Consider the following 13,030-nt stretch of genomic DNA (forward strand, 5'->3'; position numbering starts at 1 on the left):
ATGCAGGCAAATTGGAGCTTAATTCTTAATGTCCTGTTGTTAATTGGCGTTATAGTAGCCATTGGACGCTTAATGAAAGCGAGAAAGCAGAGTTTAAATCCAGAGCAGTATCAACCGTCGTTAGGTCCTGTAGTGAATAGTCCTTATGATGCACAACCTTATAATGATGATATTATTGCGGTGCGAAAAGTAAATAAAGACGTTTCGCTTGATTTGACTCACGAAGACGAACCGGAATCGCACATATTAAAAAATCCAGCTTCCAGACCTTCTCAGCCTCAATTGATTCCTCAGGAAGAAATCAGAGTGGATCTCGTGGCGGAAGAATCAAAAGCACATACTCCTGCAACCCTAATGATGTTTTTATTGGCAAAAGAAAACAGACAATTCGCTGGATATGAGTTATTACAAACAGTTCTCGCAGCGGGATTACGTTTTGGTGAAGGACATTTATTTCATCGCCATCAAAGTGCAAATGGTCAGGGACCGGTGATTTGCAGCCTGGCAGCAGCTACCTCTACAGGGGTTTTTGATCTACAGAATATAGGTGCATTTAGTGTGCGTGGTTTATGCCTGTTCATGCAAACTTCTAAAAATCCAAGTATCGACGCAGAGCGTTTTGCAATAATGCTAGAGACAGCACGACAATTAAGTGAAGGCCTGGATGCTCATTTACTTGATGATCAACGAAAACCATTGACTGAAGAGCGTGTTGCCCGTTATTACAGAATGTTGAAAATAGATCAATTAGAAAGAGATTGTGCAACGGCCTGAGTAATTTGCAGGTCGTTGTGAATCAGTCCATTATGTGCCATGGATTTAGCCTGAACGTTCTTCTCAATTTCAGCATTAATACGTGGTGGAAATTCTGTAAATTAATGATGTTCATTACATTCTGAGAATTTCTGATCACGATTCATCTTGAACTCTTAGCGCGAGTGTTAGTACACTAGACTTTTAGCCTTATGTTGATACCATGAATCTAAATACTATTGCGTCATTGCTTTCTCAAACCTGTCCGATAAACACTGAAGTTACTGGTGTTTGTATCGATAGCCGCACCATTAAGCCAGGAAATCTGTTTGTTGCCATTAAAGGAGAACAATTTGATGGGCATGACTTCATCAAGGAAGTTGAAGCAAAGGGAGCTATCGCTGCGGTGGTTAACCGAGCTATCCCCGGTGTGCAGATACCTCAGTTTGTCGTAGATGATCCTGTTTTGGCTCTGGCCAAAATTGCGGAAGCACATCGACAAAAAATTCATTGTCCAGTCATTGCATTAACTGGTTCAAATGGAAAAACTACAGTAAAAGAAATGATAGCCGCTATTTTACCTCCTCCTTCACATGCAACTAAAGGTAACTTAAATAATCATATTGGCGCTCCTTTGAGTGTGTTGCAGTTAAATCATCAACATCGGTACGCTGTTTTTGAATTGGGGGCAAATCATCCTGGAGAAATTGCTCATACTGTGGCAATTGTTCATCCTGATGTAACTTTGATTAATAATATTGCTCCGGCTCACGTTGAGGGATTTGGTTCTATTGATGGTGTTGCCCGTGCTAAAGGAGAGATACATCAAGGTGTTGCAGCTCATGGAACTGTTGTTATCAATGATGATGACGCATATTCCCATTTCTGGGATAGTTTGATTGTTGATAAGAGAATATTAAGATTTTCAGCCACTCATTCAGCAGATGTTTATGCGCAGGATGTGCGTTTGGACACACATGGACGAGGTCATTTTTCTTTAGTATTGCCTAACGCCAGGACTGATATTGAATTACAGGTTCCTGGTCTACATAATGTCAAGAATGCTTTGGCGGCTGCAACCTGTTGTTATGCTGTTGGTATTTCAATTCAGGACATTCAAAAAGGTTTAAACCAGTTCAGTGGGGTAAAAGGGCGAATGACCGTGTTACCCGGGAAAAATAAATCAACGATTATTGATGATACTTATAATGCAAATTTACGCTCCGTGTTAACTGCTTTGGAAGTATTGGCAATGCGGCCAGGAAAAAGGATTTTTGTATTTGGAGACATGGGTGAATTAGGTGATTGGGCGACACAACACCATCAGGAAGTTGGATTAGCTGCAAACCAATTAGGAATTGATCAATTGTTGAGTTGTGGAACACATAGTCTGTTAGCCTCACAGGCATTTGGCGACAAAGGACAACATTTTTCCAGCCAGGAAGAATTGGTTCAAAGTTTGCTCGAGGAGCTTTCAGATAATACAACTGTATTAGTAAAAGGATCCCGCTCTAGCGCTATGGAAAAAATTGTGCATAAACTGCTTAATTGATTCGATTTGAATGTGATATGCTTGGTCGCTTTTTGCCCCACTCAGGGTTTGTGTTTGTCAGTAGTGTAAAAAAGCACAGCCCTAATTATTAACATGAGGAAAAATTATGCTCTATTGGCTAACGCAGCTATTCCAAGGACAGTATCATGCGTTAAGAGTTTTTCAATACCTGACATTCAGATCCATATTAGCCTCCTTAACGGCATTAATGGTCGGTCTATTGTGCGGTCCCTTGATGATTAACTGGTTGCGTGGATTGCAGATTGGCCAAATGGTACGTAATGATGGCCCTCAATCGCATTTATCTAAAGCAGGCACGCCCACTATGGGGGGCGTATTAATATTATTGGCTGTTACAGTCAGCTGTTTGCTCTGGTGTGATTTAAGACAATCCAGTTTGTGGTTGGTACTGTTGGTTACTCTGGGTAATGGTGTCGTTGGTTGGGTTGATGATTATCGAAAGCTGGTATTAAAAAACAGTAAAGGTCTTCCAGGTCGCTGGAAGTACTTTTGGCAGTCCGTTATTGCGCTGATTGCAGTACTTTATTTATATATGAATGCCAATTTGCCAGTGAACACCCAATTGATTTTACCATTTTTTAAAACAGTAACCTGGGATCTGGGTATTTTATTTCCAATTCTTGCTTATTTTGTTATTGTAGGTAGTAGCAATGCAGTAAATTTAACGGATGGATTGGATGGATTGGCAATTATGCCTATAGTTATGGTAGCGGGCGCCTTGGGTGTTTTTGCATACGCTTCCAGTAATTCGGTGTATTCCAATTATTTGGCTATCCCGTTTGTACCCAATACAGGTGAGTTAACCATTTTTTGCTCGTCAATTGTCGGAGCAGGTTTAGGATTCCTTTGGTATAACAGTTATCCTGCGCAGGTATTCATGGGAGATGTAGGTTCACTGGCTTTAGGCGCAGCATTGGGAATAGTGGCTGTAGTCGTAAGACAGGAACTTGTGTTATTAATAATGGGTGGATTATTTGTTATTGAAACAATCTCGGTTATTTTGCAAGTGGGGTATTTTAAAATGTCTCACGGTAAACGATTGTTTCGCATGGCTCCGTTACATCACCATTTTGAATTAAAAGGTTGGTCAGAACCTAAAGTCATAGTCAGATTTTGGATTATTACTGTTGTATTTGTGTTATGCGGTTTGGCTACATTAAAACTACGATAGGCAAGGTGCATTCATGAATCATTCTTTATATTTAGTCGCAGGCTTAGGCAAAACAGGATTATCGATAGCACGGTATCTGCATAGGAAGAATAAATCCTTTATAGTGTTTGATACTCGAAAAGAGGCACCTGGTCTGGCTGAATTTAAAGCAGAATTTCCTCATATTCCTGTTTATCTTCAATCGCTACCCGATCAACAATTAAGCCAATTAACGGATATTATTACCAGTCCTGGATTATCGCTTGATACACCTTTTATAAAACAGGCGATACAGTCAGGTGTAGCCGTTTATGGCGATATTGAATGTTTGGCTAAAGAGATTAATACACCAGTAATAGCGATTACAGGAACAAATGGCAAGTCTACTGTGACCACCCTTGTAGGCGATATGGCGAAGGCTGCTGGGTTTCGTGTTGCTGTCGCAGGTAACATTGGTACACCCGTACTGGATATGCTGGATGATGAGCATCAGTATGATTTATGGGTTCTGGAGTTATCCAGTTTTCAGCTGGATCTGACTTATTCTTTATCTCCTGTCGCGGCAACGATTCTTAACGTAACTCCTGATCATTTAGACAGACATCATACTATGGAAGCCTATATACAGGCCAAACAACGTATTTATCATCGGGCTCAAGCAGCCATCGTAAATCGTCAAGATGGGGTGACTATCCCCAATGAAACATCGAATCCAGGTATACGTCTTGTAACTTTTGGTAGTGATGTTCCTACCCAGGGGAATTGGGGTTTAATTTCCAAAGATGAAACCATTTATCTGGCAAAAGGCAGTGAATGTCTCTTGTCTGTAGACTCCTTATTGATCAAAGGAGTACATAATTGGCTCAATGCGCTTGCAGCATGTGCTCTGGCTGAAGCAGCCGGAGTTCCAGAACACCATATTCTTCATGTTTTAAAAACATTTGCAGGATTACCTCATCGCTGTCAATGGGTGAGATCTCTGGATGGTGTAGAGTGGATAAACGATTCAAAAGGAACAAATGTAGGTGCAACAATCTCTGCCATTAATGGAATAGGGGGGGCTATGCAAGGAAAAATTGTTCTTATCGCGGGAGGGCAAGGGAAAGGCGCTGATTTTAGCGATTTGACAAAACCGATTGCGGATTTCGTTCGTTCTATAGTGCTCATTGGTGAGGATGCTGACAAAATGGAGGCCGCACTTGCTCATGTTGTGCCTGTAGTTCGTGCGTCATCGCTTGATAATGCTGTGGTTTTGGCAAAAACCTGTGCAAAACCGGGCGATGTTGTTTTGTTATCGCCAGCCTGCGCGAGTCTGGATATGTTTCGTGACTTTAATCATAGGGGGGATGTATTTGCTTCCTCCGTAAATGGATTGTAGGCAGAATGCGACCGAGACATTTAAATCAAAGAGGTAAACCAATAAGTAAACCGATATCACTTTATGATAAGTGGCTGATTGGCGCTGTTTTTGGTTTGTTGATTATTGGCTTGATGATGGTCGCTTCCAGCTCGGTGATGATCTCGACAAAATACTTCCATCAACCGTTTCATTTTTTAATTCGTCAGGCCTGTTATTTATTTTTTGGCCTGATGCTGGCTTTGGTTGTGGTGCGTACTGACAGCAGTTTTTGGGAAAAAATAAGCATGCCCATGCTGATCATCTGTTTGGTCATGTTGCTTGTAGTATTGGTTCCGGGGATCGGTAGAACCGTGAATGGGAGCAGACGTTGGCTTGCCTTTGGACCAATAGGCATTCAAGTGTCGGAAATGGCAAAATTAACCATGATTTTTTATCTGGCCGGGTATTTGGTACGGCAGCAGGAAGCAGTCAGTGAAAGTATTTTCGGCTTTATCAAGCCAATGATGATTCTGGGCGTTGTTTCATTCTTATTACTGCTTGAACCGGATTTTGGAGCTACTGTTGTTATCTCAGGTACGGTAATGGCCATGCTTTTCCTGGCGGGAGTGAAATTAAGGTATTATATTGGTTTAATGATAGTCGTGATCGGTGCTCTAGCGCTTCTTGCCATTTCATCACCTTATCGTGTCGCCAGGTTAACAGCCTTTCTGGATCCATGGGCTGATCAATATAACAGCGGATATCAGCTCACCCAGTCGTTGATCGCGTTTGGTCGTGGCGGCTGGTTTGGTTCAGGTCTGGGGGAAAGCATTCAAAAGTTGATGTATTTACCCGAAGCACACACAGATTTTTTATTTGCTGTACTTGCTGAAGAATTAGGTTTGTTTGGAATTTTAGTAGTAATGCTATTGTATAGTATACTTGTATTTAGGGGACTAAATATCGCATATACAGCTCATGTACAAGATCGCCTTTTTGCTTCATTTACGGCATACGGTCTGACTTTTTGGTTGGCCTTGCAGGCTGCAATCAATATGGGGGTAAATGCGGGTTTGTTGCCTACAAAAGGGTTAACTCTGCCATTACTTAGTTATGGCGGTGCCAGTATGGTGATTAATTGTGTGGTTGTCGCATTGTTATTGCGTATAGACCATGAAAATCGTTGGCAGTCTCTTGGATTGAGAACGCAAACGGCATAAGGGGGAATTGTGAATAATTCAGGACCATTTTTATCTACAAGGATGGGGCGTGTAGAACAAATTCATTTTGTTGGTATTGGTGGCGTTGGCATGTGCGGTATTGCAGAAGTGTTGCATAATCAAGGTTATCGTATCACGGGTTCTGATATTGGTGAAAGCAGCACGGTACAGCGTTTAAAATCACTGGGTATTCAGGTTCATATAGGCCATAGAGTTGAGAATATTCAAGGTGCTGATGTTGTCGTGCGTTCTTCGGCCGTTGATATGAACAATCCGGAAATTATTGCCGCACGTGAATTAATGATTCCCGTGATTCCAAGAGCAGCAATGCTGGCTGAGTTAATGCGATTCAGACATGGGATCGCTATTGCGGGTACTCACGGTAAAACTACGACTACAAGTCTGGTCAGTAGCCTGCTTGCTGAAGGGGGACTCGATCCCAGTTTTGTTATTGGTGGAAAATTAAACAGCTGTGGCAGCAACGCGCAACTGGGTAAATCAGCTTATTTTGTAGTTGAGGCAGATGAAAGCGACGCTTCATTTTTATTTTTAAAACCTATGATGGCGGTGGTTACCAACATCGATGCTGATCATATGGATACCTATGAGGATGATTTTGATAAATTAAGAACCACCTTTCTTGAGTTCTTACACCATTTACCTTTTTATGGTTTGGCTGTGGTGTGTATTGAAGACGAAGAAATTCAAAAAATTCTCCCGGCAATCCAAAGACCTACTCTAACTTATGGATTTAAAGAGGACGCTCATTATCGCGCTGTAAATTGGACACAAAATGAAATGCTCAGCCAGTTCACAGTGATTAGACCTGCACCTTATTCGCAATTATCGATTGAGTTCCAGTATCCTGGTCGTCATAATGTTTTGAATGCCCTGGCTGCGATTGCAATTGCAACAGAGCTGGGTGTCGATGATGATTCCATTATTCGTGGTCTGAAAAAATTTCAGGGTGTAGGACGACGATTTCAAATGCTGGGTGAAAGACAGTTTGAACACGGATCAGCTATAGTCGTTGATGATTATGGACATCATCCACAAGAAATATTATCGACTATCGATGCGTTCAGACGTGTTTGGCCAGATAAACGGTTGGTGCATGTATTTCAACCGCACCGTTATACACGAACACAATCTTTATATAATCAATTTATAGATGTTTTAAGTCTTTCTGACGAGCTGTTTTTATTTGATATCTATGCCGCCGGTGAGAAAGCAATTCCAGGTATTTCCAGTGAGGGATTAGCCAAAGGAATCAGGGATAAAGACAGAAGAGTGACCATGGTTACTGAACAGTCTCTGAAAGAAAAGCTGGATGCATCTATTAAGGACGGCGATGTGATTCTGATGCAGGGGGCTGGAAATATTGGCCAAATGGCAGTAAACCTGATGAAAAAAGGGTGACAATTAACATGAGCATAATGGAAAAGGATTGTGGTCTTGCTGCTGAATGCCAGGGTACATTGCTGTTTAATGAGCCGTTGGCTGATTATACAACCTGGCGTGTGGGCGGGCCTGCAACCAGACTCTATAAGCCAGCTCATCTGGCTGATTTAGTTGTTTTCCTTCGCCAGCTTCCCAAGAATGAACCTTTGTTATGGTTGGGCTTAGGCTCTAACTCTTTAATACGTGATAAAGGTTTTTCAGGTACAGTAGTGGTTACTCAGGGCTGTTTAAAAGAAATAAGCCTGTTAGATGCGGATACTGTCCGAGTTGAGGCGGGCGTGTCCTGTGCCAGTATGGCACGGTTTACTGCACGAAATAATCTTTCCGGCGGAGAATTCTGGGCTGGTATTCCCGGTACTATGGGCGGTGCTTTGAGAATGAATGCGGGCTGTCATGGTGGCGAAACATGGCAATCAGTAATCGAGGTTCAAACAATTAACCGTCATGGTGAGATTAGAGTAAGAAAACCGGAAGAATTTGAAGTCGCTTACAGACATGTGGCAGGATTAGACAATGAGTGGTTTATTTCCGCTACTTTTAAATTGTCCCCGGGTAACAAAGAGACTTCGCTACAGGTAATAAAAGATTTGTTGGCACATCGCACCAATACTCAACCAACAAATGAATACAATTGTGGTTCAGTATTTAGAAATCCTCCTGGAAATTATGCTGCGCGGCTTATCGAATCATGTGGTTTGAAAGGATTTCAGATAGGAGGAGCAGTTGTCTCTCAGAAGCATGCTAATTTTATTATCAATCATGAGGGTACTGCATCTGCTGCGGATATTGAAGCATTGATTCATTTGGTGCAAACTAAAGTTAAAGAGCAAACAACTATAGAGTTGATGCACGAAGTACATATTATTGGAGACTGTTAATGTCTAAGCTTATCAACCTTGTTTTGCTTTATGGTGGAAAATCAGGTGAGCATGAAGTGTCATTAATTTCAGCATCATCGGTTCTCAGGCATTTGAATTCAGAGAAATATCATATTATTCCCATAGCAATGGATAAAAATGGCCAGTTTCATTTGCACACTTATGCTGATTTACTGAACTATAAAGAAAAACTCCCTGTAATAACAGAACATTCGAAACCCTTGGATAGCCTGGTAAGTAACGGTCGCCTGGCCGTTGAAGCCGATGTGGTTTTTCCTGTAGTACATGGTCCATTATATGAAGATGGCAGTTTGCAAGGTTTGCTCGAACTGGCGGGAGTTGCCTATGTTGGTTGTGATGTATTGCCTTCAGCCATTGGTATGGATAAGGATATGGCAAGACGAGTAGCATGTATTAATGGTCTTCATTCAGCTCAGTATAAATTATTATCATGGCATACCACTTCGGCTGAAAGACAGCAATTCTGTAACGAAATTTCCGCGGAGTTTGGCTGGCCCCTATTTGTAAAACCCTGCTCGTTAGGATCCAGTGTGGGTATTCATAAAGCCAAAAATATGGCTGAATTGGTTGCCGCTGTAGATGATGCCTTACGTTATGACGAGGAAATCCTGGTTGAGGAATTCATTCAGGGTCGAGAAATTGAATTGGCGGTATTAGAAAATATCAAACCTTCTGCCAAGCCACGAGTCAGTGTTGTGGGAGAAATTCGGGTGAATCATCCCGATGGCTTTTATTCTTATACTGCGAAGTATCTGGAAAGTGGTCAGACCGATTTAATTATTCCAGCGCTATTGAATAATAAACTGGACGAACGATTAAAACAGGCTGCCGCTGAGATATTTTCCCGATTAAAATGTAAAGGAATGGCGAGAGTTGATTTTTTTGTGAATGATAAAACAGAAGAAATCTATTTTAATGAAATCAATACATTGCCTGGTTTTACTTCGATAAGTATGTATCCAAAATTGTGGCAGGCAAGTGGTTTGACTTACCCTGATCTGCTTGATGAACTGATTCAAATTGCAATGACACATCAAAATTGTCGACAACATTTAGTGACCAATTACCTGTGAAAGAGAACATCAAGAGAAAGGATGTTGATTCCGATGGGCTGCGCTATGTCGGCCTGTTGGGGTTATTAATTCTAAGCGCTGTGCTATTAGCCGGGCGCCTGGGCTATTTATATCTTGCTGATGCAGATCGTTTCCCAATTACTACGATTAAAGTAGCTGCCAGTTATGAACATGTGAGTCATAAAGAATTGGAAGCCGTGTTGGCAAAACATTTAAGTGCCAGTTTTTTTGCTTTGCCGGTGAGTCGATTACAGAATGAGCTTAATGCAATAAACTGGATAGACAGTGCCTATGTAGAAAGAGTCTGGCCTGATACTATAAAAATAAAACTTGTGGAAAAGAATCCAGTTGCCATTTGGGGAAATGCCTTGATGACTGAGGATGGCACATTGTTTAATGAAGGCAATGTTCCAGTAGATTTAAACGTTCCAAAACTAAAAGGACCGACAGGTCAACAATTAGACGTCTTACAAGTTTACGAAAAATTGAGTAAGATATTATCATCGTATGGTTTAAATGCTTCCGGATTGAGCTTAAGAGACAATCAGGCCTGGGTATTAATACTGGGTAATGGCGTAAAAATATACTTGGGAAAGAAAGAGTTAGAGGCGCGATTGCTGCGTTTTTGTAAAGCATATCCTGCAGTATTTGCTGAAAAAGCAGATCAGTTGGCAAGCGTGGATTTACGTTATCCGCGTGGTATGGCAGTGCAGTGGAAACAACAAACGGGACGATAATGGCTAAAAAAATTGAAAAAAATATTATCACTGGATTGGATATTGGCACTTCAAAAATAATTGCCTTAATTGGTGAAGTGACTTCCGATGGAGCGATTGAAATAATTGGAATTGGCCGCCATCCTTCTCGCGGTTTAAAACGTGGAGTCGTCGTTGACATAGAAGCCACAGTTAATTCCATACAGCGTGCAGTGCAGGAAGCTGAATTAATGGCTGGCTGTGAAGTCAGAACTGTTTATGCAGGGATCGCTGGTAGTCATATACGCAGTTTGAATTCTCACGGAATTGTTGCTATTCGGGATCAGGAAGTGTCTCAGGCTGATGTCGAACGGGTTATTGACGCAGCCAAGGCTGTGGCCATACCGGCAGATCAAAAAATTCTACATATTCTGCCTCAGGAATTCATCATTGATCACCAGGGAAGTATTCGTGAACCTATAGGTATGGCTGGAGTCCGACTTGAGTCTCGCGTGCATATAGTCACAGGCTCGGTCAGCGCTGCTCAGAATATAGTAAAATGCGTACGTCGATGTGGACTGGAGGTTAATGACATCATTCTGGAGCAACTGGCATCCAGTCATGCAGTACTCACTGAAGATGAGAAAGATCTGGGTGTCTGTTTGATTGACATTGGTGGGGGTACCACTGATATTGCCATATTCTGTGAAGGAGCAATTCAACATACATCAGTAATACCTATCGCAGGAGATCAGGTGACTAATGATATTGCCATGGCCTTAAGAACGCCAACCAAGGCTGCCGAAGCAATTAAATTGAGTCATGCGTGTGCTTTACCTGAATTGGCTAATTCAAACCAAATGCTTGAAGTTGCAAGTGTCAATGAACGACCAGGTAGAAAAATATCAGCCAAGGCGCTGGCTGATGTAGTTTCCGCTCGATATGAAGAATTATTTTCTCTGGTTCGCAATGAATTAAAACGCAGTGGATTTGAAGACAGAATGGCTGCAGGAATTGTACTCACCGGTGGGGCTTCTAATGTTAGAGGTGCTATTGAACTTGCGGAACTTTGTTTTGAAATGCCAGTCCGAAAAGGATGCGCTCATCATGTTTCAGGCTTGGCAGAAGCTACTGAAAATCCATCTTTTGCTACCGGTGTTGGCTTGTTACTTCATGGCTTCCAACAGCAATATGAAGGAGGATATAATGTGCCGGCATTGAATGATAATACCAAGGGAATTTGGTCACGAATGAAAGAATGGTTTCAAGGTAATTTTTAATTAATTTAAAAATTATTAAGTAAACGCTTAGAGATTACTCACGAAGATTAAGTAAATGATTAGGGGTTGCATCAAAATGCAACATACACAAAACTGTTTTAAAGTGATAAGCAGAAAAAAAGCAGCACACTAGGGGAGCGGGGTTATGTTTGAATTAATGGAAAGCAGCCATCAAGATAATAATGCTGTAATAAAGGTTGTAGGTGTTGGCGGTGGCGGCGGTAACGCTGTGGAACATATGGTTGCTGAAAATATAGACGGTGTAGAGTTTATTTGTGCTAATACAGACGCTCAGGCATTGAAAGGCTCCAATGCCAAAATTCATATTCAATTAGGCGACGAACTGACTAAAGGCTTGGGTGCTGGAGCTAATCCGCAAATAGGTCGTGAAGCTGCGGAAGAAGATAGAGATCATATACGAGAAATATTAAGTGGTGCTGATATGGTTTTTATTACAGCAGGTATGGGAGGCGGGACTGGAACAGGAGCTGCTCCAGTATTTGCCGAGATTGCCAAAGAATTGGGAATCTTGACTGTTGCTGTGGTAACCAAACCATTTTCATTTGAAGGGAAACAACGCGCTCTTGCAGCTGAAGACGGAATTCGTCGTTTGGCAGAACATGTCGATTCATTGATCACGATACCTAACAATAAATTATTAAGTGTTTTAGGCAAAAATATCAGTTTGCTGAATGCGTTTAAAGCGGCAAACAACGTATTGCTTGGTGCTGTAAAAGGTATCTCTGACTTAATCACTCGTCCCGGTTTAATCAACGTGGATTTCGCTGACGTGCGAACTGTAATGTCAGAAATGGGCATGGCCATGATGGGAACAGGAAGTGCCGTCGGTGAGCAAAGAGCCAGACAGGCAGCTGAGGCTGCAATCGCTTCTCCATTATTGGAAGATGTGAATTTTTCCGGAGCACGAGGAATACTGGTCAATATTACAGCCGGCCTTGATATGTCTATAGGCGAGTTTGAAGAAGTTGGTGACGTGGTTAAAGAATTTATATCTGATGATGCGACTGTAGTAGTAGGTACTGTAATTGATCCTGAAATGACTGATGAAATGAGGGTTACTGTGATCGTTACTGGTTTGGGTGATATGAGACAACGTCATCAACAGCCACAACAACAAGGGCAACGTGCTCGATTAATGGAATCCACTCGAAGTGATGGTTCTCTTGATTATCATCAATTGGATAGACCTGCAGTAATTCGTAAACAAGCCCAGAGTGCCGCTGTATCTACATCTTCTGCAAAACAAAAAAGTTCTGTAAGTGACAGTGTTCCGGATGTTGATTATCTGGATATACCTGCCTTTCTTCGTCGTCAGGAAGAGGAAGCCTAGTTGAACGTTCACTCAAGTGTATTTTGAACGATTATGAATCAGAAAAAAGAGCACAGCCTTGGGTAGGCTGTGTATTTTAAGGTTGTAATCTTTTGAATGACACTTGAATTGGGTTGTTCAATTAAGTGATTTGTTCTTGATTAAAGATTTTGATTTTAGATTTGAGATACCTTCAGGAAGCGCGAAGAGATTGAGCTTTTTTCGTAAGTCCCGACAATTTTATTAGGAATAAAATA

At 41.6% G+C, this 13,030-nt stretch carries 11 protein-coding genes; all 11 read left to right on the forward strand.

The window, feature by feature from the left end; genetic code table 11:
- The 11 genes from IZU94_RS11275 to ftsZ all read left to right on the forward strand — a co-directional run bounded on the left by IZU94_RS11275 (position 1) and on the right by ftsZ (position 12,794).
- A complete protein-coding gene (locus IZU94_RS11275; protein ID WP_203110692.1) occupies positions 1-774 on the forward strand; it encodes a cell division protein ZipA C-terminal FtsZ-binding domain-containing protein in 774 nt (257 codons plus the stop codon).
- Between the two features lie 202 nt (positions 775-976).
- Entirely contained in the window at positions 977-2,305 is a 1,329-nt protein-coding gene (locus tag IZU94_RS11280; RefSeq protein WP_203110694.1) for a UDP-N-acetylmuramoyl-tripeptide--D-alanyl-D-alanine ligase, read from the forward strand.
- 106 nt (positions 2,306-2,411) lie between these two features.
- On the forward strand, positions 2,412-3,497 hold the full coding sequence (gene mraY, locus IZU94_RS11285; RefSeq protein WP_203110696.1) for a phospho-N-acetylmuramoyl-pentapeptide-transferase: 1,086 nt from the start codon (positions 2,412-2,414) through the stop codon (positions 3,495-3,497).
- Positions 3,498-3,510: 13 nt separating this feature from the next.
- A complete protein-coding gene (murD, locus tag IZU94_RS11290) occupies positions 3,511-4,854 on the forward strand; it encodes a UDP-N-acetylmuramoyl-L-alanine--D-glutamate ligase (protein ID WP_203110698.1) in 1,344 nt (447 codons plus the stop codon).
- Between the two features lie 5 nt (positions 4,855-4,859).
- A complete protein-coding gene (gene ftsW / locus IZU94_RS11295) occupies positions 4,860-6,035 on the forward strand; it encodes a putative lipid II flippase FtsW (RefSeq protein WP_203110700.1) in 1,176 nt (391 codons plus the stop codon).
- 9 nt (positions 6,036-6,044) lie between these two features.
- Positions 6,045-7,454, forward strand: a complete 1,410-nt coding sequence (gene murC, locus IZU94_RS11300; RefSeq protein ID WP_203110702.1) for a UDP-N-acetylmuramate--L-alanine ligase — start codon at positions 6,045-6,047, stop codon at positions 7,452-7,454.
- A gap of 8 nt (positions 7,455-7,462) precedes the next feature.
- Positions 7,463-8,374 (forward strand): UDP-N-acetylmuramate dehydrogenase, encoded by a 912-nt coding sequence (murB, locus tag IZU94_RS11305; protein ID WP_203110704.1) that lies wholly within the window; start codon positions 7,463-7,465, stop codon positions 8,372-8,374.
- A complete protein-coding gene (locus tag IZU94_RS11310; protein ID WP_203110706.1) occupies positions 8,374-9,468 on the forward strand; it encodes a D-alanine--D-alanine ligase family protein in 1,095 nt (364 codons plus the stop codon). The genes murB and IZU94_RS11310 overlap by 1 nt, the downstream gene beginning before the upstream one ends.
- Positions 9,465-10,205 (forward strand): cell division protein FtsQ/DivIB, encoded by a 741-nt coding sequence (locus IZU94_RS11315; RefSeq protein WP_203110707.1) that lies wholly within the window; start codon positions 9,465-9,467, stop codon positions 10,203-10,205. Before IZU94_RS11310 ends, IZU94_RS11315 begins: the two co-directional genes overlap by 4 nt.
- Complete coding sequence (gene ftsA / locus IZU94_RS11320) at positions 10,205-11,443, forward strand: cell division protein FtsA (protein ID WP_203110708.1); 1,239 nt, start codon at positions 10,205-10,207, stop codon at positions 11,441-11,443. The genes IZU94_RS11315 and ftsA overlap by 1 nt, the downstream gene beginning before the upstream one ends.
- Positions 11,444-11,588: 145 nt before the next feature.
- Positions 11,589-12,794 (forward strand): cell division protein FtsZ, encoded by a 1,206-nt coding sequence (gene ftsZ, locus IZU94_RS11325; RefSeq protein ID WP_058474995.1) that lies wholly within the window; start codon positions 11,589-11,591, stop codon positions 12,792-12,794.
- Positions 12,795-13,030: the final 236 nt, after the last annotated feature.

The sequence above is a fragment of the Legionella bononiensis genome (assembly GCF_016786215.1).
GTDB lineage: Bacteria > Pseudomonadota > Gammaproteobacteria > Legionellales > Legionellaceae > Legionella > Legionella bononiensis.

Coding starts and splice junctions, on each gene's coding strand:
- mraY (WP_203110696.1), top strand. CDS start 2,412: ATGCTCTATTGGCTAACGCAGCTATTCCAAGGACAGTATCATGCGTTA.
- murD (WP_203110698.1), top strand. CDS start 3,511: ATGAATCATTCTTTATATTTAGTCGCAGGCTTAGGCAAAACAGGATTA.
- ftsZ (WP_058474995.1), top strand. CDS start 11,589: ATGTTTGAATTAATGGAAAGCAGCCATCAAGATAATAATGCTGTAATA.
- IZU94_RS11280 (WP_203110694.1), top strand. CDS start 977: ATGAATCTAAATACTATTGCGTCATTGCTTTCTCAAACCTGTCCGATA.
- IZU94_RS11310 (WP_203110706.1), top strand. CDS start 8,374: ATGTCTAAGCTTATCAACCTTGTTTTGCTTTATGGTGGAAAATCAGGT.
- ftsA (WP_203110708.1), top strand. CDS start 10,205: ATGGCTAAAAAAATTGAAAAAAATATTATCACTGGATTGGATATTGGC.
- ftsW (WP_203110700.1), top strand. CDS start 4,860: ATGCGACCGAGACATTTAAATCAAAGAGGTAAACCAATAAGTAAACCG.
- murB (WP_203110704.1), top strand. CDS start 7,463: ATGAGCATAATGGAAAAGGATTGTGGTCTTGCTGCTGAATGCCAGGGT.
- IZU94_RS11275 (WP_203110692.1), top strand. CDS start 1: ATGCAGGCAAATTGGAGCTTAATTCTTAATGTCCTGTTGTTAATTGGC.